This window comes from Rahnella perminowiae (assembly GCF_019049695.1).
Lineage (GTDB): Bacteria > Pseudomonadota > Gammaproteobacteria > Enterobacterales > Enterobacteriaceae > Rahnella > Rahnella perminowiae.
The window spans coordinates 1-21,726 of sequence record NZ_JAFMOT010000175.1 but is presented as its reverse complement, the minus strand read 5'-3'; the positions used below and the strand labels follow the sequence as shown (position 1 = coordinate 21,726).

Sequence of the window (21,726 nt, the reverse complement as noted above, 5' to 3'; positions counted from 1 at the left end):
CCGTCTGGCTGGTTTTGTTCTGTCGGTGGGTATCCGGTTTTCGCATACTATCTCTGGTCATTGCAGGTGAAATACGCAGAACCTGAGGCGTTGCGCCTAATCTTCCGGCGCAAAACAGGTGTGCCATTCGCAGCATTCATTACAGCTTGGTGAACGGCAGACGATTTCTCCCAGCGACTGCAGGCATTGCTGGCGGTAGAAGAACTTTTTCCAGCGCATGTTCTGGTGATTCATCCTGACCAGTTCGGGAAAGCAATCGGTCATCAGGTCGCGCAGTTCAGCGCGGGAATCCAGCCCCAGATCCTGCCACAGATGGTCAAACCCCATTGATGCTGTGGCGATCAGTTCATGCATCGGCGCGGCCTCCGGCACCTGTGACTGTGCGAGCCACTGCGCCAGTTGTTCCCGCTCACAGGTGCGTGCCTGCTGCAACAACCCGAGCAGTTTTTGCTGCTCGAATTGTAACGTTGAAAGCACCGGTGCAGCACGTCCGGTATGTTGCAGTAAAGCCTGCCAGGCGACGTCTCCCAGCCCCATCTGCGGCGGAAAACGTGAGCGCCCGGTCAGGTGCAATGACAGCAACCGGCTTAACCACCCCTGCGCGCCGTTCATTACGCCACCCCGCGAATGCTGATTTCACCCCCGGCCAGCTTTCGTTGCTGCCACCATTGCGCCAGCGCGGTTTCTACCGGCTGCCAGGCACCGTCCACCTGCGGCTCAATGCCCGCCGCTTCCAGACGTTTCCACGGCGTCAGGCCAATGCGGGCACAGAATACCGCTTTGACATCTGCCAGCAGTTCCAGCAATGCATCCATGTTCTGCGCCGCATCTTCCGGCTCGCAGTCATCCGGCGAGCGGCAATAGCGTGGCGTAAAACGCTGCCCGACCTGCATCACACCTGCCGCCGACAGGCTGTACAGCGTAAAACGATCGGCGTGACCGAAATGCTGATCAACAGCCTGCCCCTGTGACGTTGCGACAGCCACCAGACAGGCGTCCGCTTCTTCGGATTCGCCCTGCGATACAATGCTTGCGTGAAGCTGCGCGCGCTGATGCAGCACCGGTAAGTAAGGCGGCGGATTAACCGGCACGGATGCCAGCGGGAAAGCCGCATTGCGGTCTTCACCCAGCATGCCGATGGCGTCTGCACGGCACTGATGGCAGTGCGTCATCTGCGGCATCGACATACCGCAGGATTTTCGCACCGAGGCCACCATATCGGCATCCGGTTCCACCTGCCCGTTTAGCCCGAAAACGGTGCCGTGTTCCGGACGTGAAATCAGCGGCATGATGTTATGCAAAAACGCGCCCCATTCGCCCGCCTGCTGGCTGACCGCCTGCATATGCTGGTCGTTAATTCCCGGGATCAGCACCGAATTGATTTTTACCAGTACACCTTTTTCAATCAGCTTTCTGATGCCTTCAGCCTGCCGTTCGATCAACAAGTCTGCCGCCATCCGCCCGGTATAACGCTCACCTTCATACCACAGCCAGGCATAGATTTTTTCGGCGACCGCCGGATCGAGCGCATTCATCGTCACCGTCACGTGATCCACACCGATATCCACCAGCCGGTCCACCACATCCGGCAACATCAGGCCATTGGTGGAAAGACACAGTTTGAGATCCGGCAGTTGCTGGCGCAGCAGTTCGAGGGTCTGAAACGTGCGACCGATATTGGCCAGCGGATCGCCTGGCCCGGCAATACCGACCACGGAGAGTTGCGGGATCGCCGCCGCCACCTGACGGGCTTTGGCGACAGCCTGCTCGGGAAGCAACAATTCCGACACGACACCCGGACGTGATTCGTTACTGCAATCATATTTGCGGTTGCAGTAATGGCATTGCAGGTTACAGGCCGGGGCGACGGCCAGGTGCATGCGGGCAAAGCGGTGATGCCCGCTGACGGAATAACACGGATGCTGCGCCGCTTTACGGGCCAGTTGTTCATTTACACGGGACGGGCTTTGGCCGGAGCAACCCGCAGAGGAAGGACAGGATGTCATAGCGGTAAACCTTAATCAGCAGAAGGTTCTGAATATCTGCAAAGGTTATACCGCCTGAAAAAATGATATAAATTGTTATTTATCAGAAGATTAAAACTAATACATGCGCGTTTTTTTTGTCAGGTTCACGGCGTTGTGCCGACATTGTTTCAAAAGCAACAAGGCCGGCACGCCACCGTGTGAGGATGTCAGATCAGATACGGTGCATGTTGATGTCCATAATCTGGATACGGTAGGCAATCTGGCGCGGTGTCATGCCCAGCAGTCGGGCCGCTTTGGCCTGCACCCAGCCGGTTTTCTCCAGTGCGGCAATCACCCGCTGGCGTTCGTCGAGTTCCTGATCCAGCCAGCTTTCATCTGTCGCGAGCGGCAGGCCGGGTTTGACGGACAGCGCCGGGGATTCATGGTGATTGAACAGGATCACGTCGCGGTCGATCAGCCCTTCATCGGTCATTACCGACGCCCGTTCGAGACAGTTTTCCAGTTCACGCACGTTGCCTGGCCAGCTGTAGGTCATCAGCAGACGCACCGCACCATCACTGATGCGCAGTTCCCGCCCCTGACGCAGCGCAATCTTTTTGACCAGAAACGGCGCCAGATCGGCGATATCATCCAGCCTTTCACGCAGTGCAGGCAGCGAAACCGGCATCACGTTCAGGCGATAATACAGGTCTTCGCGAAAATTCCCGGCACGCACTTCCTCTTCAAGATTACGGTTGGTGGCAGCAATAATGCGCACATCAACTTTCAGCGTGGTATCGCCGCCGACCCGTTCCATTTCACCTTCCTGCAAAATGCGCAGCAATTTGGCCTGAAACGACGCGCTCGATTCGCCGATTTCATCGAGGAATAACGTGCCCCCGTCCGCCAGTTCAAAGCGGCCTTTACGGGTACGGATAGCGCCGGTGAAGGCCCCTTTTTCATGACCGAACAGTTCGCTTTCCAGCAGGTTATCCGGCAGCGCGGCGCAGTTGAATTTCACAAATGGCGCGGCCGCACGGGGTGAATTATAATGAATGGCATTGGCGATAAGCTCCTTGCCGGTGCCGCTTTCACCACGCACCAGAACCGTGGTATCCCATTTGGAAACCTGCCGTAAAATGTCCATCGTCTGGCGCATCGCCTGACTTTTCCCGACCATCTGCTCGAAACCAAACTGGCGCGGAACACTGCACCGGACCGGCGTTTGAGCAGGCAATGATTCCGGGGGCGTGGCAGAACGCAGTGGCTGGCTGATGAGATTGGCGACCATTTCTAAAAACCGCGTACTGGCAGCCAGCCGGTCTTCGTGCAACGCCATCGGCTGTGCCACCAGCACACCCGCAGGCTGATTATCCGCACCGGGGATCGGCACACCAATCAGCGGCAGGCTGTAATCGTAAATATTCAGGCGGTCGAGAAAACGCTGATCGTCTGAAATGCGCGGTAACACCAGCGCCTGACGCTGGCTCATCACCGCGCCGATCACGCCTTCCCCCATGCGGTAACGGACATGGCGGGTCTCTTTTTTCCTTTCGCCGTCGATGCCATGCAGGGATTCCACAAAGAGTGCATTGCGTTCTTTATCAAACAGACACACCATGCCGTATTGCATAAATGCATGATCGTGAAGCACTTCGAGGATCGCCGCCAGTGCGCGCCCGGTGTTGCTTTCCTGACTCAGCGCCACGCTGATGCGATAAAGCGCCGTAAACTGGGCAGACATATCAAAGCGCCGGATAACCGGGCCCGCGGTAGGTAACTGGGTCATTTTAAGCCTCCGGTGATAACCTGCTGTACCGGCAGGCGTAGCGTCAGCAAGGTGCCGCCATCAGGGCGGACCGAGAGATCTAAAGAACCGCGATGATGAGCGATCAGCGTCTGGATAAGGCGCAGCTCCATGCCATTCCCCGGACGGGAAAACGCCGCTTCCGGGCGGGCATAACGCACCCGTTCACGCGGCACATTATCGGTAATGTCAAAACACAACCAGCCCGCATCCTGCTTCGCAACAATGTTCACCGAGAGCTTCAGAGACGGCATGGCCTGCGCCTGTGACAGCGTGTGATCAATCCATAAGCTCAGCGCGGTAAGGATTTGCGTTCGTTGCCCGACAGCGTGCAGATCAGATGGCATGACCACGTAACGCAATTCACCATCACTGAGAAAATGGCTGTCGTACAGCGCGCTCAGATCGTCAAAGAATTCACTGACCAGCCATTCTGCCTGCGGCTCAAAATCCAGCGACGGACGGCAGGCCTGTAAGCGACTCACCGCCTGCTCGCCTTCGCGCCAGGCGAATTCCAGCGCCATGTTGTTGCCTTCTTCTCCGTTAAGACGACGCGCAGCCGCCAGCATATTGATTGGCCCGTTGAGCTGGATCAGCGCGGCATCAAGCGACTCGCGGATAGCTGCCAGCAATTTGCCGTTGGTAAGTTTTTGCTTGAGCCGGTCAAGATAACCCTGCTGCTGCCGGTGATGCTGATCGGTGCAGTCGGTGAGAACAATCAGTTTTCCCGGCGCGGTAATGCCGGTAAAAAAGCGGCTGGCCTCTTCATTAACGCCCTGCAATGACCACTGACCGAAAGAAAACCAGCGTACGTTGCCGCGCATGGAAACCGGCACCGGTTCGCCACTGTTGAGCATCTCTTTGAGTTGCGGATAGCCCATTTCGGCCAACAGCTCTTTTCCGCCGCAGTCAGCGCATAGGGTTTTGTAGGCCAGATTGTCCATCACCACATTGTCCTGCTCATCCACCACCACCACGGCGGCGGGAATATTGTTCAGTACCTCCGTGAACAAGGTGATGTGGTTGCGCAACCGCTGCTCCAGCGCGTATTTCTCGCTGATATCTTTGTGCATGCCGAGGTAATGCTCCACCTGCCCGTCCGCGCCTAAAACAGGCGTGATAGTGACATCCGCCAGATAAAGCGAACGGTTATTACGCCGGTTGATCAGTTGGCCGTTCCAGGATTTGCCCTGCAACAAAGTGCGCCACATTTCGTCATAGATATGTTTCGGCGTCTGCTGGCTGGCCAGCAGACGGTGGTTCTCGCCCAAAAGTGTCTCAAGTGCAAAACCCGTCTGGCGGCAGAATGCCGGATTGGCATAACAAATGCGCGCCTGCGGATCGGTCAGCGAAATCGCCACCGATGATTGTTCAACCACGGTATAAAACAGTGAAGGATGTTGCAGCGACAAGCGGCTGGCGATATTCCCCTCAGGAAATGATGCTGATAACGCCGTGATGCTCATGTCTTTCTCCCCTTTATTGCGCAATGCCGGAACCCAAATCACACATATACTCACCCGGAATAACCGTGCAATTTGCAGGCCTTTCGCGGGCTTATCTGCCCAAAGGTTGATCTGAACGGGGTGTTTTAAGCATCAGGATGCAAAGCGGGCCAGTTTTTACCACAAACCAGGCAAAGCGCGGCGTGGCACAAGGCCGGAGGCAGGATTTCCATGCGCCGTTATAATGCAACGCAGGCAGTTTATGTTCATTTTTCGTGCAAGACGGGCATTAACCCGTCTGCACCAACAAGAAGGAGAACAGGCTCAGGCGTTGATCAGTTGTTGCAGCCACTGGCGCTGATAATGTTTCTGTTGCCGGGCAATCAGTTGCTGACGCACCCGCGTTAAGGCTTCGGCTTTCGGCAAGGGTTGCGGCAGGCGAATTTGTTCGCACAACAACAGATGCCAGCCCAGTTCGGTTTCAACGGGGCTGCTCAGTTGCCCGGCTTCGAGACGAAACAACACATCTTCAAGCTGCGGATAAAGAATGCCGCGCCCGACCCAGCCCAGTATGCCGCCGCCCATCGCACTCGGGCAGTGGGAATAGCGCAGTGCCTGGCGGGCAAACAGCGCATGCCCGTCACGCAAACGGCGCGCAATGGCATTAATCTGTTCACGAACCGCCGGAGAATTGCCCTCGACGGTCAGCAGCAGATGGCGGGTGTAACGCTGTTCGGGGCGAACAAAATGCTGCGCATGTCCGCGATACCACGCCTCAACCTGCGCATCATCCGGCAGCGGTGCCTGTTGCTGCACCCAGTTTAACTGTTCGCGCAACAGCGTCTGATGTAACAGCAGTTCTTCGGTCTCGGTCGCCGTCAGTTCCAGCTCTGGCAGCTCGGCGGCCAGCGCCTGCCGCGTGACTTCCACCGACTGCGGTTCAATATTCAACGCGTGTTCCAGGGCCACCTGCGCCACAGCTTCTTCTATCACCTGCTGACGCTGCCAGGCTTCGATAAACTGCTGATATTGCGCTGGCGTCGGGTTGAGTTCTTCACTCAGTTTCATCTGTTTTGCCAGCTTCCAGCGGCTGTAACGGTGCCACACAGGTATACTCATGCCAGTTCCCCTTCGAGCTTCAGCGCATGTTCAGGCACCTGAAATATCCGCTGCGCAAACAAAACCTGATAATGAAAAATGCTGTCCAGCGGTTCACAGCCCATCACGCGGCCCATACCGCCCTGCGGCACCACCACTTCACCACGGATAACCAGACTGCGACGCGAACTGACCCGGTCACCGTATTGAAAAGCCCCCGCCAGCCAGGGGGCATCACCGGCGATCAGCTCCTGTTCGCGGCAGCCAATAATCAGATCGTCGTCGAGAAAATGCACCTGATACACGATGGTGTCCTGCAAAAACACTCCCCATTCACGCACGTATCCCAGACTGCCGCGGCGGATCAGTAAGTCGCCGCGCGTTTTACCCGCGAACGTACCGTCATCGCGTACGATGCGTGTCACTCTCACCTGCTGGTCGACCTCAAATACCGGTTTCATGGCCTTACCTCCAGCAAATCGTTCCAGTCGATAAAGCTGCCGTTATTGCGCTGATACACCGCCAGCCCGGACTGCGTATTCAGCGGCCCGGCAACGGTGTGCTGATAGCTTTCGGCCAGCAGACGCCGGGCCAGCCGCCAGTCAGCGCGGTCTGATTCTTCCTCATCGACAAAGTGTACCGGCACGGCTGCCGTCAGCCGCTGGTTAAACTGCGCCATGATGTGCAGATGGCGGCTGCGTAACAGGACCGGGTCCACCTCCAGTTCGAAAAAATCGAAAAACGACTGCGCCGATTCCAGCTCATCAACACCTTCAATACAGGTAAACCAGTCCATGTCAGCCTCCCTGAGCCTGAAGTTGTCCTTCGAACGGGATCTGATCGTCCATCCGCATCTGGCACATGGCGATCACTTCATCCTCACCCGGATTACGTTTGAAATGTTCGGCAAAGCGTTTCACCTCCTGCAATATCAACAGGGTTTGTGTCTCGCTGAGGATATACCCCAGACGCGCGCAGATGCCGCTCACCGCCTGCCTGCCTGAGTGTTTGCCAAGCACCAGATTAAATTCCCGTCCGACCAGAGAGGGATCGATGCCCTGATAACTGCGCGGGTCGCGCAGCAGTGCCGCCACATGCAAGCCGGATTCGTGGGTGAAAACCTGCCCGCCGACCAGTGGATGCTGCACGTCAATGGTTCTCCCCGCCGCAGCAGCCACAAGGCGGCACAACGCCGGCAGTTCGGTGAAATCGATACCACAGTCGAGATGCAGGCAACGGTCGAGTGACAAGGTCACGCTTTCGAGCGCCGCATTCCCCGCCCGTTCGCCAAGCCCGAGCACCGTAGTGTTCACATGCGTCGCACCCGCCCTGACCGCCGCCAGCGTGTTGGCAGTTGCCATACCCAGATCGTTATGCGCATGTATTTCCAACCCGCCGTGCCAGTGCTGGCGTAATGCCGAAATACGGGTAAAGGTACTGAAGGGATCGAGAATGCCCAGCGTATCGGCAAACCGCATCCGTTCTATGCCCAGATCCGCCGCCACTTCCGCCAGCATGTGCAAAGTTTCATCGGCAGAGCGCGAGGCATCCTCACAGCCCATACACACCCGCATACCGAGACGGTGCGCAAGCTGCACCAGCGGTTTAAGTGAGGCAATCACCGCAGGCCATGGCCGATGTAGTTTCTGCTCGCGCAGTAAATCTGACGCCGGTACCGAGATATCTACCCAGTCCATGCCCACCCGCGCAGAATCGTGAATTTCTGCTGAATTCATCCGGCACCACGACATCATCACCGTGTCCGGCAGTTGTCTGCGCAAAATTGCCAGCCGCACGCACTCTTCCTCGCCGAGCGCCGGTGTCCCCGCTTCCAGCTCACGGACACCGGCATTCACCAGCGCCTGGGCAATTTCCAGTTTTTCACTGGCGCGAAATGCCACGCCGGGGCTTTGTTCGCCATCACGCAAAGTGGTGTCGTTGATTATGACCGCCACGGGCCTGTTACCGCCGCCAGTCCGTTCCGATTCTGAAGCCGCCATCACCCGTCTCCTGTCTCAGCCGTAGGTCGGCGCAAACAGGCCGCCCTGTGCAATTTGCACTTTATCCTGCCGCCAGTAAGGTGACAGCGTGCGCAGGCGTGCCACGATGTCCGGCATCTGTTCAATCGCCCATTCTATTTCCCGCTCACGGGTAAACCGTGACAGGGAGAAACGGATACTGCCGTGCGCGGCGGTATAAGGAATATTCATGGCACGCATTACGTGCGAAGGCTCGAGCGAACCCGATGTGCAGGCACTGCCGCTGGATGCCGCTATACCGCAATGATTAAGCAACAGCAAAATGGCCTCACCTTCGATATATTCAAACGCAATGTTGACAGTATTCGGCGTGCGCGGCTGGTTAGCGCCCATCAGCAAGGTGTGCGAAATGGTGGTCAGCAGGCCGGTTTCCAGCCGGTCCCGCATTTCCTGCACCGACGCCATCATGGGCATATGCACGTCCGCCAGTTCACAGGCCGCACCCATACCGACAATCCCGGCGATATTCTCGGTCCCGGCACGGCGTCCGCGCTCCTGATGGCCGCCGCGCACCAGCGGGCGGAAACGGGTGTTGCGCCGCAGATACAGGCAGCCACAACCTTTCGGCCCGTGAATTTTATGCGCCGAGCAGGACAGCATGTCGATATCGGTGGCACGCAGCGAAATCGGAATTTTGCCCACCGCCTGCACGGCGTCGCAGTGGAACAGAATGCCGCGTTCATGGGCGGCAGTGGCCATTTCGCTGACCGGGAATAGCACGCCGGTTTCGTTGTTCGCCCACATCATGGTGACCAGCGCGACGTTTTCACTCAGCGCATCGTAATAATGGGCGGTATCCAGCGCGCCTTCTTCGGAGACGCCGATACGGTGGATCATGTAACCCTGACGCTCAAGGTGTTCGCACACTGCCAGCGTGGCCGGATGTTCAACGGCGGTGGTGATAATTTCACGGCGTTCCGGTGCCAGCGCAATGGCCGAGTAAATGGCCGTCGACGTGGCTTCGGTGGCGCAGGAGGTGAAAATAATTTCGCTGGTATACGCCGCGCCCAGCAGGCTCGCCACCTGTTCGCGGGCGCACTCCAGCCCCGCCCGGCACGGTCCACCGAAATCATGAATCGAGGACGGATTACCGTAATAATCGCGCAGATACGGCATCATCGCTTCCAGCACCATCGGATCAATACGGGTGGTGGCGTTGTTATCCAGATACACATTTTTCATTGTCTGTTCCTCATTACCGGGCGGATGTGTTTGTTCTTTTCCCAGTCAGGCGGCGGAGACCACGCGTATATAACGGCCCATACGCTCAACCAGTTTCTGTTGCAGCCAGGCCAGCGTCATGTCAGTCATCATGCAGCCGCTGCAACTGCCGGAAAGCTCCACCGTCACTTCCTGCCCGTCGACGCGCACCAGCGACATGTCGCCGCCGTCAGCCCTGATGTGCGGGCGCAAAGACGCCACGACTTCTTCCACCGCCAGCCAGTTTTCATCCCTGACTTTTGCCGCCACCGGGTTTTTTACCGGATGTTCTTTTAGGATTTCTTCCAGACACAGCTCGATTTTTTCGTGGCAGGAGGTGCAGCCGCCCCCGGCTTTGGTGTAGTTGATCACATCTTCGAGCGTGGTCAGGCCGTTGGCGAGCACCGCACGGCGGATCTGCGCTTCATCGACCGCAAAACATTTGCAGATAAGCGCGCCTTCTTCATGATCTTCATCCGGCGCTTCACCCCGGAAATTATTGATGGCAGCCCGCAGCGCTTCCTGCCCCATCACCGAACAGTGCATTTTTTCCGGTGGCAGACCGTCGAGATAGTCGGCGATTTGCTGGTTGCTCACCTGCTGCGCCTGCGTCAGGCTGCGGCCGATAATCAGTTCGGTCAGCGCCGACGAGGACGCAATGGCGCTGCCGCAGCCGAAGGTCTGGAATCCGGCATCAAGAATAATTTCCGTCTCAGGATCCACTTTCAGCATCAGGCGCAACGCGTCGCCGCAACTCAGTGAACCGACGTCACCGATGGCATTCGCGTCGTCCACGACTTTGGCGTTACGCGGATTAAAAAAATGTTCTTTCACTTTCTCAGAATAATTCCACATGTCTTTAACCCCTTTGGTTAGTCCGGTTCGGGTGATGTCGTACAACTGCCGCTTTCGCAGTGACAAGCGGATGCCGCTGGCAAAACCACCCGTATTCCGGCGCGGCTGTTCTGTTCACCGGCAGACAGCGTGGCATGTTGTAATAGCGTCCAGTGCAGCGGATCCGCCAGCAGGCGTAACCCGTTAATCATTTCTACGTGGTCACGCGGCCGAAAGGCCGCGCTCCAGTGCAGCCCCACTTGCCAGCCGCCGCACGGGTCGCCGCCTAATGTCATCCGCAGGCCGCCCCCCTGCGGCGACAGTTGCCGCTGTAACGCCAGCAAGCGGTCAAAAACCGCCGGTTCAATTACCATCATCGGGTCACCTCCTGTACGGGTTTATGACTACTGAGCAATTGTGATGCCAGTCACATTATCAGCGTTATTTCAACCACATAGCCCCTGATGCCCGCATCAAATCCCACACGGATGTCGCGCTATTTGTCAGGTTTGTCATACAGATGACACAAGGTTACGGGCGGTCTTCCTCCTGCCATTCGTCCCCCGCCAGCAGTTTGTCGAAACGGCCAGGGTCGCGGCTGCGGCGCGTCACCTGACGCTCTGCAGCCGACCAGTGTTGCTGCGTCTGCTTGAGCAAATGTGCGATGTCGGTGTCTTGCGGCACTTTGATCGCCCGTACGCCAATTTCCAGCAACTGGCGGAAAACTGAATCGCCAATCGCCAGGCAATAGAGCGTCACGCAGTCTTCCAGCGCCGCCATCCGGCAGGCGATTTTTTCCTGCTGATGGCCAGATTCGGCGCTGAATTCCGCCACCCGCAGCAGTTGCACCTGATCCTGTTTTACGCCGTACACCACCAGCCGGGTGCTGGCACCGAAATGCTGGTCGACGTGGTGATAATCGGAACTTGCGAATGCCACCTGCATCGGCCACTGCGTGATGCTGACGGTATCGAGATAACGGTTAGCGCGCCTCATGACTGGCCTCCGGTACCGGGCTCAGGTTGAACACTTGCTTGAGCGGTGAGTGATACGCCGCCAGCATGTGATGGCGCGCCTGCATTAGGTTCGCGAGTTCGAACAAGGTGTCGCGAATACCCGTATAGCCCTGCCGCACGCGGCGAAATTCCCCGAGACGGTCGTAAAGCGGGAAACCGGCACGTACCAGCGCGATACCGTTTTTTTCCGCCAATGGTGCAGCGTGGGAGTTCGCCACCAGCAATGAAACCGGGTAGCTGTCGAGCCGGGTTTGTAAATCTTCCAGATCGCCGATCACCACCTGTTCGACCGGCAGCCCGGCCAGTGACTGCTGATTAACCGGCGCAATCACCGGCCCGACGCGCATTCCCTGGCTCTGAGCGAAATCGCACCACGCCACCAGCAAATCCGCTTCTGCCGCCAGCGCAATACGCTGTGACTGCAGCCATGTATGGCAGTCGATCATGGCGTCCAGCAGTTGTCCACGCTGGCGCTCAATCCATGCCGGTACCTCGCGGCCTGACACCTGATGCAAATGGCGGATCAGACTGTCCATGTTTTCCAGGGTCATCAGGTGCGGCAGGTTCAGCGCCATGCCACGGCTGCGCATCGCCATCAGACTGGCGGCGCAGTTGAGCGAACTGCCAATGGTAATGGTGGTCAGGCTCTGCCCCATTTGTTCAATCTGGCGTTGCGACGTGCCGCCCTGCGTGACCGGATTGAAATCGCCATTCGCCAGATGTCCGTCCAGCGACTGTGATAAATCCGGCAGCATTACCGGTTGCAGGCCAAAGGCTTCGACATAGCTGCGCAGTAATTCCAGATCCCCCGGCGTCAGCAGATGGCTCACCAGCAGGTTCACGCGCTTGTTACGCATGCCGGTCGGCGGCTTTTCCGGCACCCACTGAGTGATCACGCTTTCCATCAGCGCGCTGTAGCCGTTTTCCAGCGAGCCGTAAAAATCCGGCGTGTTAACGGTCAGAATGGCGATGGCATTAAAGCGCGGTTCTTTGTCGCGAAACTCACGCAGCGCCATCGACAAATCACTGCCCTGCGCTTCTGACAGTCCGGTGCTCAAAATCACAATGGCTTTTGGATTACTGCGCTGACACAACGTGGTCAGCGCAGTACTGACGTTGCCATCCGAGCCCATGATAGTCGTGGTCGATTCCATCGCCGTGGACTGCAACGGGATCGGATCGTGAAAATGCTGGATGAAGAAAACTTTGGCGAACGCGCTGCAACCTTGCGCGCCGTGAACCAGCGGGATGCAATTTTCCAGCCCCTGACTGGCCAGGATCGCCCCGAGCGGTTGCCCGCTTTTGACAGGCGTGGTGGCAAGCGGCTTGGCATTACGCAGAATTTGAGCCATACACAGTCTCCAAAACAATGAGTCGAAACATCGCTCACAATGTGTCTGTTTAGCGCCACGGCGCCAGACGGTTGACCTGCGCCCAGACCGGGCTTTCCAGGGTGATACACAACTGTTCGGCCAGATTTACCAGCCCGTGATATCCGGCAAACGCATGCTCGCGCTCCTGATTGATATCCAGGAACGGCAGGCGGGCTTTGTACGCGGTATACATGTTGCGGCCCCCGGCGATCATGATGTCGCCGCCGAAACGATAGAGGGTGTCGAGCAAGGTTCTGGCATTGCCTTCGTCGAGCATCAGCACGTCTTCACCCATCAGTTCGCGAATACGCTGCTTATCTTCTTCGGTTGATTTTCGGGTGCCGGTCGCCACCACCGTGATGCCTAAATCCTGTAACGCCGAGACCACCGACCAGGATTTCACGCCACCGGTATACAGCAGTGCCTTGCGCCCGCTGAGCCGCGCACGGTAAGGCGCAAGCGCAAGATGTGTCGCCGCCTCCTCGCGCTCAATCAGACGTTCTGTGCGCGCCTGTAAATCCGGGTCTTTGAGCAGCACGGCGATCGTGCGCAGGGAATCAGCCATGGAACGCAGGCCATAAAAACTGCCTTCAAACCATGGGATCTGGTAACGCTCTTCCATTTTGCGGGCGACGTTGATCAGCGCCCGCGAGCACACCAGCATGTTGGCTTCGCCACGGTGCATAGTCTGGATTTCAGCAAAACGGGAATCCCCGGAAAGGCTGCACAGCACGCGGATCCCGAGCTCATCGAGCAGCGGCAGAACGTGCCAGAACTCGCCGGCAATATTGAATTCGCCAATCAGGCTGATGCTGTGGCGGTGTCCGGCGGGGATCGGTGAGTTTTCCGGCCACGGCGCAGGTTCGCGCTGGCCGATCACCTTTTTGACCATCACGTCCCCGGCAATGCGGTTACCGAGATTTTTGCTGCCGTAGAAACCGGCGGCATCGACTGAAATAACCGGCACACCGGCGGCGGCCGATGCGGCGCGACACACGGCTTCAACGTCATCCCCTTCCATCGCCGGTACGCAGGTGTTGTAAATAAAGACCGCCACCGGATGGTAATGGCTGACGATGTGCTGCACGGCGTGAAATAAGCGTCGCTCGCCGCGCCCCATAATCACATCCTGCTCGCTCATGTCGGTGGTGAAGCCCATGCGGTTGATGGAAGGCCCGGAACTGCGGCTGCCACGGTTGTCCCATGAACTGCCGGTACAGCCAATCGGGCCGTGCACCAGATGCGCAACGTCCGCGACCGGCAGCAGCGCAATCTGCGCGCCATCAAACGCACAACCGCCTGCCGTCGCGCCCGGTTTCGGCAGGCTGCAACCCGACTTCTGCTTGTGGTTATGCTCACAGGCTGGCTCATCAATCAGCGCCAGAATCTCTTTTGCCTTCATCGCAACCTCGTCATGACAGATAAGTATCAGGGTGAAGGTTGCAAGGAGCAGGCCAGCGGATTACCTGCTGATTTTAAACAGGATCTCATTGTCGTGTTTATGACAAACGACACAAAGAAAACAAAGGAGACAACGGATGTCGGGGCGCAGACCGCGCCCCGCAGAGGGACGTTAACTGAACAGACGGTTTTCCAGCGGATTACTTTTGCCTAACCGGCGCGCCAGCCACGGCGGCATGTTTTCGGTCAGCATGCGTTGCAGCGCAGCAAGCTGTGACGCAATGCTCACGCCGGGCAGCACTTTGATCGGATGAATATTATGGCGGATGACCCGCGCCGCTGCCGGGCCGCCAATGGCTTCACAGAACAGCAAATGGCAATCGCTGATCAGCCGCGCACGGGTTTCATTGGACTCTTCACCTTCGGGCGATACCGGCGTACGGCGCAGCGCCATCAGATACGGCCCGTCGCTGTCGAACGCATAAATGAAAAACAGATGCGACTGCCCAAAATGACCATTCACCGTGATGCCGTCCAAAGACGAAAATGCCACCCTTAACTGCTGTGGCTGGCGGCGATTTTCAGCCAGAGTCAGATGTGATGGCAGTTGCCCCTGCAGGCAGCTCATCAGCGACTGCCAGCGGCTGACAGTCACCTTTCCGGCATCTCCCGGAAATGTCGCCTCCAGCTCTTCCAGACTCATGGCCTGTAAATGCGCCAGCCCGATATTGCCGTCACCTTCGCGACTGCCCTGTGTCAGCCAGGCCAGCACCTCCGGCGGCGGGATTTCCGGGAATAATTGCACCACGGCGAATAAACGCCAGAACAGCAGATCGTCTTTTGACATCGGATTCACTCCTCTCACAGTTCTGATCGTGTTGCCCGCAGGCTGACGGGAAACGACGGAATGCCCGGCTGAGGTTCCACGTAATAGGCTTTTCCTCCTTCCAGACAAACACGTCCGCCCCACTGTTGCGGATGGTTATGCTCCAGTTGCACCACTTTGGCTTCCATATCCTGTTTCGCGATATAGCAATAAAGACTGTTATTATGCAGTCGGAAAATAACCATCGGCATAAGCCCCTCCCGGCGACACGCGCCCCGGCGGTAAAGAGAAAAGCCCCGGCACAGTTCAGTGACGGGGCGAGGGTTTTAGCGGATCAGGTCGAAGTTGTAGTCGGTTTTGCCGAGCTTCATGGTTTCGCGATCCAGTTGTTCAAGTACCGCATTCACCAGTTGCGTCAGGATGCTCATCGCCCCTTCGTATCCCCAGGTGGTCTGACGGTGCAAATGGTGCCGGTCAAAAATCGGAAAACCGATGCGGATCAGCGGCACTTCGAACTGTTCGCCTTTGGCCAGCGTGTCACGCTGAATGAATTTTCCGTAAGAGTTGCCGATCATAAAGTCCGGTTTACGGGTAAACATCAGCGAGCGGAAATGCCACAGATCGCAGTTCACATACACTTCGCTGTCCTGTCCGTAAGGCGAATCAGCCAGCATTTTCTTCATGGCTTTCTGCCAGCGCTTGTTGCCGTTATGGCTGAGAATGGTGGTCGGTTCACAGCCCAGTTCCAGCAGGAATGCGGTCATGCCCATCACAAAATCCGGGTCACCGTAGAGACCGAAACGCTTGCCATGCAGCCAGGTGTGAGAATCGAGCATCATGTCCACCAGACGGCCACGTTCAGTCGCCAGCGCGTCAGCTATCGGTTTGCCGGTCAGTTCGCTTACCGTCATCAGCAAGGCATCGGTCGCCGCCAGGCCAATCGGTACACTGACTTCGGTGCCCGGCTGATTCCAGTCGCCCTGCACCACCTTTTTGGTTTTCTGTAATTGCCACGGTTGCAGCAGCAAGGTGTCGATGGCATCCGGTGCATCACGCATTTCGGTTTGCGTGGTGCCGCCGGCATACATGCGGTATTGGCCGTCAGCCGGGGTGTCGAGCACTTCAGACGGATCGGACAAGACGCTGCATTCGACCCCCATCTGGCTCATCATGCGGTGAATAACCCGGTAGTTGCCGAGATAAGTTTCAAAACCGGTCACCACGTTCAGTTTGGCAAGTTTGCCCGGCTGATATTCCCGCGTGGCGTCGGTGGTAAAGGTACGGGCGAAGCCTTCAAACATGTTGTCCCAGCCGGTGACATGACTGCCCAGAAAACTCGGTGTATGGGCATACGGGATTGGCATACCGGCATCCACAAATCCGTCTTTTTTGGCGTTGGCGATAAAAGCCTGCAGGTCATCACCGATCACTTCCGCCATACAGGTGGTGGAGACAGCAATAATTTCCGGCTTGTACAGCGCGCTGGCGTTTTCCAGACCGACATTCATGTTGTTATTTCCGCCAAAAACGGCGGCATCTTCGGTCATTGAGTCGGAAACACAGGCCACCGGCTCTTTGAAATGACGATTAAAATAGGTACGGAAATACGCCACACAGCCTTGTGAACCGTGGACATACGGCAACGTGTTGGCAAAACCCAGCGCGCAAAGTACCGCGCCTAACGGCTGGCAGGCTTTCGCCGGGTCGACGGTCAGCGCTTCACGCGAGAAGTTCAGATCCTGATATTCCTGCGTGGTGGTCCATTCAAACACTTCCCGCACTTTCGCCTCGCCGTGTGCTTCTTCCAGCGCGCGTTTGTGGGTAAACATATTCTGGTATTCATCCTGCTCGAACAGCGGGAAACAGGATTTTGGGGTGCCAAGATCTTGACTCATGTTTCTCTCCTTCCGCGCCACAAATCTGTGAACTGACGGAATGTTTGTCGTCTCTGTCAGGCCGATTTCAACCAGGGGGCGGTCAGCTGACTCCAGCCCGGATTGTTCAGCGTCATGTCCATGTCACGGGCAAAAATGCCGAAACCGTCGTAGCCGTGATAAGGGCCGGAATAATCCCAGGAGTGCATCTGGCGGAACGGCACGCCCATTTTCTGGAAAATGTATTTTTCTTTGATGCCTGACCCGACAAGATCCGGTTTCAGCGCTTTAACGAACGCTTCCAGCTCATAACTGCTCAGGTCATCGAACAGCAACGTGCCTTCTTTGAGCATCGGTAAGGTGCGGTCGTAATCATCGTTATGACCGAATTCATAGCCGGTACCGATGATTTCCATTCCCAGATCTTCATACGCCCCGATGATGTGGCGCGGACGTAAACCGCCGAGATACAACAGCACCTTTTTGCCTTCCAGACGCGGACGGTATTTGTCGATCACCGCCTGCGTTTGCGCCTGATATTTTTCAATCACCGCTTCGGCGTTTTTCCGGATGGTATCGTCAAAACGCGCCGCGATTTCGCGCAGAGATTCCGCAATTTTGGTCGGGCCAAAGAAGTTGTATTCCATCCACGGAATGCCGTGTTTTTCTTCCATATGACGGGAGATGTAGTTCATCGAGCGGTAGCAGTGCACCAGATTGAGTGCGACTTTCGGGGTGTTTTCCATCTCCACCAGCGTGCCGTCGCCGGACCACTGCGCCACCACACGCAGCCCCATTTCTTCGAGCAGAATACGTGAGGCCCAGGCGTCACCGCCGATGTTGTAGTCGCCGATAATCGCCACGTCGTAAGGCGTGGTTTCAAATTCATTGCCTTCGCGGTTATCCAGCACCCAGTCGCGGATGACATCGTTAGCAATGTGATGGCCGAGCGATTGCGACACACCGCGGAACCCCTCGCAGCGTACCGGCACGACCGGCTTACCGATTTTGGCGCTGCTGGCTTTGGCGACGGCAGAAATGTCATCGCCGATCAGACCGACCGGACATTCCGACTGCACCGAAATGCCTTTGGTCAGCGGGAACAACATCTCCAGTTCGTCGATCAGTTTGTCGAGCTTTTTATCGCCGCCAAATACGATGTCCCGCTCCTGAAAATCACTGGTGAAGTTGAGGGTGCCAAAGCTGTTCACGCCGCTCCAGCCGGTGTAATAGTTACGGCGTCCGGCACGAGAATACTGGCCGCAACCAACCGGGCCGTGGGAGATATGCGCCATGTCTTTGATCGGGCCAAAGACCACGCCTTTGGAACCGGCGTAAGCGCAGCCTCGCACGGTCATCACGCCCGGCTGTGATTTGCGGTTTGAGACAATACACTTGCCGACAGATTCCATCGCCGGGTCGGTGGTCATCATGTGTTTCTTACGATCTTTAAGCGCCTTCTCGGGGAAGATCTCCAGCACTTCCTGGATCAATGCCTCGTTACGTTCGCGTGTTTCACTGGTCATAAAGACTCCGCTGATTGCCTGAAAAGGTGCACATTCCCGCAGGTCTGTGCATCTCTGGATAAAGGGGACGAAATCACGCCTCTTCGGCGGCGGTACGACCGACGATGGTCAGGTCTTCTTCTTCCATAATGCCAAATTCCATTAACAGGGCTTCCAGCTCATCCATGGTGACCGGTGTCGGCACCACCATTTTGGTGTTGTTGACGATTTTGTTCGCCAGTGCACGATACTGATCTGCCTGCGCACAAGTCGGGTCGTATTCGATGACCGTCATGCGGCGGATTTCAGCGCGTTGCACAATGTTGTCACGCGGCACGAAGTGGATCATTTGCGTGCCAAGTTTTTCAGCCAGCGCGATGATCAGTTCATCTTCGCGATCCGTCTGGCGGGAGTTACAGATCAGCCCGGCCAGGCGAACTTTGCCCGATTTCGCGTATTTCACGATGCCTTTGGAAATGTTGTTGGCGGCATACATCGCCATCATTTCACCGGAGCACACGATGTAGATTTCCTGCGCTTTGTTTTCGCGAATTGGCATCGCGAAACCGCCACAGACCACATCGCCCAATACGTCGTAAAACACGAAATCCAAATCCGGCACATACGCGCCTTCTTCTTCGAGGAAGTTGATGGCGGTGATCACCCCGCGTCCGGCACAACCCACACCAGGCTCAGGGCCGCCTGATTCCGCACAGCGCACGCCGCCATAGCCGATTTGCATCACATCTTCCAGCTCCAGATCTTCCACGGAGCCTACTTCAGCGGCCATTTCCATGATGGTGTTCTGTGCTTTCGCATGCAGAATGAGGCGGGTTGAATCAGCCTTAGGGTCACAGCCGACGATCATGACCTTCTTATTCATTTCGGCCAGAGCCGCTACAAGGTTTTGGGTAGTGGTGGATTTCCCAATACCCCCTTTCCCGTAGATTGCACATTGACGCATTGCCATTGTTTTCTCTCCTGTAGTGTCCAGTTGACATACAGGCTATTGCAGTGTTTGTACCACCATGCCAAAGCTGTAAACCCATTGAAAAATATGCGTTTTAAATTTAATGAGTTGGAAATATTAGAAGCAGAGAAAACAATCTGCGTACAGTTTGTTATAAAACAAACAAACCGATGGCGGGTTTCGGGAGAAATGAGTGTGAAAAGACCCGTATTCTGCTGGCCTTTTAGGAGGAATGTTTTCGTACAGAGCCGGGCCGGTTGTAGGTTACGTTCGCTATAAGTCACGTTGATTTCTAACGTTCCGGACCCCGGATCCGACATGCTAACGCAGCCTGGCGAACGTGGCGCGCACCTCGTCGACAAAGGCGAGTGGCTGCTCCAGCGCGAGACCAGGCACTGAGCAGAAAGGGATCTCTTCACCAGATTGCATTGTTATCAATATCGTATGGCTGAATGCTTCCTCAAAACCATCAACCGCCATTACAACTTCCCGGTCTGGTGGCCAGGCAATTTTATTTGCCTCAGCAACGCCGCCAAAAGGAATGATGTCGAGTTCAATATCCTCCAGTACTAGACGATGGGCATTCCCTTTTATCGTGTTTGCACCCGCTGCAGTTAATGCTTGCTTCAGGTCGTCAAACAGTTGCCACTCCTGAACAAAAACTGCGAAATCAATATCACGGGTACGGCGGCCGATGGCTCTCCCATACACATGGTGAAGCAGGATTTCGCGCGCCGTTGCACCCGCAATAAAGTAATGAATACCCTGAGCGCCGCAGATATGTTGGATCCGCAGCAGCAAGGTTTCAGTCACTGAAGAGAGCGGAATCTTTAATCCACATAACGCAAAGCCCATCAGTATCCATGATACGTCTGCCGCTTTTGGCCTTGCGGTAATGCCGCCGTTGCTCTAAAACATCGAACGCTTTACTGACCATTCCTAATGATAGACCCGACAATTCTGCCAGCTGCCGATAGGTTTTATTGAGTGCATCAGGTTCGGAAAGCACAACAAACAGAAGTTTCATGACCCCAGCAGGGAATATCCCTCCTGCTGCAGTAACCTTTTTTTCTTCCTGCCTTCCCTGGATGATGATGTAAAGTCCCGGTACATCAATGCACGCATTTCCGGCGCTGTCGATAAAGTTAATGCGGTTTTGCGAGCAGTAATCCACCCGCGCCGGGGAAAGCCGATTACAAATAAGCAACACCGGCAAACTATTGACTGGCGTGAGAGTCCGTCTTTCAACGCCAGAAAGGGTCTCCATTCGGTGGACCGTTTTTACTTCCAGAGTAAAATGTGTTTTCTGCCCATATGAGGTAGTCAGTGTGGCGCTTCCATCAGTACCGCCCTCCCCTTCAGTAAGTTCATAATCTAATCTGATGCCGTAGGGCATATTTTCGGCAGCTTTTGTGACAAGTCGTTAAGGCTTCATTTGTTCACGCCTGATGTTTGTTCACGAATCATGAACAAAAAAGTTTTTATGCAACTCTGTATTGGTGTGGTTCAGATATGATGAGGATATAAACCCTGAGGCTGAGGCGGCCACAGCTGCGCTGATTTGTTACGACGTAGACACTGGCGGCGCGGCGCCAGGCCCTGCTTACTGAAAAAATGGAGCAGGATTTCGGGATCGGGTTACCCGGTTAAACAAAAAATTATTACCCATTTTTGTTCCAAAGCCTTACCCGCTGTTTCTGTGAATAAATCTGGGCACAGGTCAGCATTCATATTCGATGATTATGTGTTAAGTATGAATGGTTAAACATGAAATATGAAATATGAAATATGAAACATTAAGTGTGAAGTGTGAAGTGTGAAATCACACTTGGTATTGATTTATCGTTTCTTATAACTTATTAGATATGAACTCATATTTATTACGTTAGAGGTGGCAGGAACCGTCAAGAGTGAGTTGTGAGTTAATACTTTAAAAGGAGTAAATATTACTTATTATTCTCACTCCCCCCTTTCTAAAGGGCCAGCAGTTCAGTCTGGAGCTGCCATATCAATGCACCTGAAATTTATGTTAATTCAACATTCATTAACAACGTCTAATAAGTAATAATTATGCATTCATAAGTATGAAATAATACCCTACACGGCCATTACATTGATCAGCTATCCTCTGTTCTTGAAAAGTGAACTCACCCCACGCAGTTCCTGAATTAAGTCATTTCACCGCGATGACTCCTAATCCGCCATGTCTCAACCTTGCGCCCAAAAAACTCATCATTTAAACTTTATGAGGTATGAGGTATGAGGCATGAGGTATTATTTCATACTTCATACATATTATTTAATAATCGGAATCATTTGAAGATTAAAGGGAGCCTGGCCTTTCAGAAATAGCATACTTAACATTTCATAT

21 protein-coding genes are annotated in these 21,726 nt (G+C 55.6%); all 21 read right to left on the bottom strand.

Annotation, left to right across the window (positions count from 1 at the left end):
* Positions 1-96: 96 nt before the first annotated feature.
* Positions 97-612, bottom strand: coding sequence for a nitrogen fixation protein NifQ (locus J1781_RS12000; RefSeq protein WP_014333903.1), 516 nt, complete (start codon positions 610-612; stop codon positions 97-99).
* Positions 612-2,006: a nitrogenase cofactor biosynthesis protein NifB gene (gene nifB / locus J1781_RS11995; protein WP_217233640.1), complete on the bottom strand. Its 1,395-nt coding sequence runs from the start codon at positions 2,004-2,006 to the stop codon at positions 612-614. Before nifB ends, J1781_RS12000 begins: the two co-directional genes overlap by 1 nt.
* Positions 2,007-2,199: 193 nt before the next feature.
* The gene (gene nifA, locus J1781_RS11990; RefSeq protein ID WP_217233639.1) at positions 2,200-3,756 is read right to left on the bottom strand and encodes a nif-specific transcriptional activator NifA; all 1,557 of its coding nucleotides are present in this window, start codon (positions 3,754-3,756) and stop codon (positions 2,200-2,202) included.
* Entirely contained in the window at positions 3,753-5,240 is a 1,488-nt protein-coding gene (locus tag J1781_RS11985) for a PAS domain-containing protein (protein ID WP_217233687.1), read from the bottom strand. Before J1781_RS11985 ends, nifA begins: the two co-directional genes overlap by 4 nt.
* A gap of 303 nt (positions 5,241-5,543) precedes the next feature.
* A complete protein-coding gene (nifM, locus tag J1781_RS11980) occupies positions 5,544-6,338 on the bottom strand; it encodes a nitrogen fixation protein NifM (RefSeq protein ID WP_217138005.1) in 795 nt (264 codons plus the stop codon).
* Positions 6,335-6,778 carry a nitrogen fixation protein NifZ gene (locus J1781_RS11975; protein WP_217138006.1) on the bottom strand — a complete coding sequence of 148 codons (444 nt, stop codon included), beginning with the start codon at positions 6,776-6,778 and terminating at the stop codon, positions 6,335-6,337. The genes nifM and J1781_RS11975 overlap by 4 nt, the downstream gene beginning before the upstream one ends.
* A complete protein-coding gene (nifW, locus tag J1781_RS11970; protein WP_217138007.1) occupies positions 6,775-7,113 on the bottom strand; it encodes a nitrogenase-stabilizing/protective protein NifW in 339 nt (112 codons plus the stop codon). Before nifW ends, J1781_RS11975 begins: the two co-directional genes overlap by 4 nt.
* 1 nt (position 7,114) lies before the next feature.
* The gene (gene nifV, locus J1781_RS11965; protein WP_217138008.1) at positions 7,115-8,317 is read right to left on the bottom strand and encodes a homocitrate synthase; all 1,203 of its coding nucleotides are present in this window, start codon (positions 8,315-8,317) and stop codon (positions 7,115-7,117) included.
* Positions 8,318-8,332: 15 nt separating this feature from the next.
* Entirely contained in the window at positions 8,333-9,538 is a 1,206-nt protein-coding gene (nifS, locus tag J1781_RS11960; RefSeq protein WP_217233638.1) for a cysteine desulfurase NifS, read from the bottom strand.
* Positions 9,539-9,583: 45 nt separating this feature from the next.
* Positions 9,584-10,411 carry a Fe-S cluster assembly protein NifU gene (gene nifU / locus J1781_RS11955; protein ID WP_014333912.1) on the bottom strand — a complete coding sequence of 276 codons (828 nt, stop codon included), beginning with the start codon at positions 10,409-10,411 and terminating at the stop codon, positions 9,584-9,586.
* A gap of 17 nt (positions 10,412-10,428) precedes the next feature.
* Positions 10,429-10,767 (bottom strand): hypothetical protein, encoded by a 339-nt coding sequence (locus J1781_RS11950; protein ID WP_217233637.1) that lies wholly within the window; start codon positions 10,765-10,767, stop codon positions 10,429-10,431.
* A 154-nt stretch (positions 10,768-10,921) separates the two neighbouring features.
* Positions 10,922-11,386, bottom strand: coding sequence for a NifB/NifX family molybdenum-iron cluster-binding protein (locus tag J1781_RS11945; protein WP_217138010.1), 465 nt, complete (start codon positions 11,384-11,386; stop codon positions 10,922-10,924).
* Entirely contained in the window at positions 11,373-12,758 is a 1,386-nt protein-coding gene (nifN, locus tag J1781_RS11940) for a nitrogenase iron-molybdenum cofactor biosynthesis protein NifN (RefSeq protein ID WP_217233636.1), read from the bottom strand. The genes J1781_RS11945 and nifN overlap by 14 nt, the downstream gene beginning before the upstream one ends.
* A 49-nt stretch (positions 12,759-12,807) precedes the next feature.
* The gene (nifE, locus tag J1781_RS11935) at positions 12,808-14,181 is read right to left on the bottom strand and encodes a nitrogenase iron-molybdenum cofactor biosynthesis protein NifE (RefSeq protein ID WP_014333916.1); all 1,374 of its coding nucleotides are present in this window, start codon (positions 14,179-14,181) and stop codon (positions 12,808-12,810) included.
* A gap of 171 nt (positions 14,182-14,352) precedes the next feature.
* Positions 14,353-15,027, bottom strand: a complete 675-nt coding sequence (locus tag J1781_RS11930; RefSeq protein ID WP_217233635.1) for a NifB/NifX family molybdenum-iron cluster-binding protein — start codon at positions 15,025-15,027, stop codon at positions 14,353-14,355.
* 14 nt (positions 15,028-15,041) lie between these two features.
* On the bottom strand, positions 15,042-15,257 hold the full coding sequence (gene nifT, locus J1781_RS11925; RefSeq protein ID WP_217233634.1) for a putative nitrogen fixation protein NifT: 216 nt from the start codon (positions 15,255-15,257) through the stop codon (positions 15,042-15,044).
* A gap of 75 nt (positions 15,258-15,332) precedes the next feature.
* Positions 15,333-16,901, bottom strand: coding sequence for a nitrogenase molybdenum-iron protein subunit beta (gene nifK / locus J1781_RS11920; protein ID WP_217233633.1), 1,569 nt, complete (start codon positions 16,899-16,901; stop codon positions 15,333-15,335).
* Positions 16,902-16,957: 56 nt separating this feature from the next.
* A complete protein-coding gene (nifD, locus tag J1781_RS11915) occupies positions 16,958-18,406 on the bottom strand; it encodes a nitrogenase molybdenum-iron protein alpha chain (protein WP_217233632.1) in 1,449 nt (482 codons plus the stop codon).
* A gap of 73 nt (positions 18,407-18,479) precedes the next feature.
* Complete coding sequence (nifH, locus tag J1781_RS11910) at positions 18,480-19,355, bottom strand: nitrogenase iron protein (protein ID WP_014333921.1); 876 nt, start codon at positions 19,353-19,355, stop codon at positions 18,480-18,482.
* Positions 19,356-19,676: 321 nt separating this feature from the next.
* On the bottom strand, positions 19,677-20,210 hold the full coding sequence (locus tag J1781_RS11905) for a nucleotidyl transferase AbiEii/AbiGii toxin family protein (RefSeq protein ID WP_217233631.1): 534 nt from the start codon (positions 20,208-20,210) through the stop codon (positions 19,677-19,679).
* A complete protein-coding gene (locus J1781_RS11900; RefSeq protein WP_217233630.1) occupies positions 20,161-20,751 on the bottom strand; it encodes a hypothetical protein in 591 nt (196 codons plus the stop codon). The genes J1781_RS11905 and J1781_RS11900 overlap by 50 nt, the downstream gene beginning before the upstream one ends.
* Positions 20,752-21,726 lie beyond the last annotated feature (975 nt).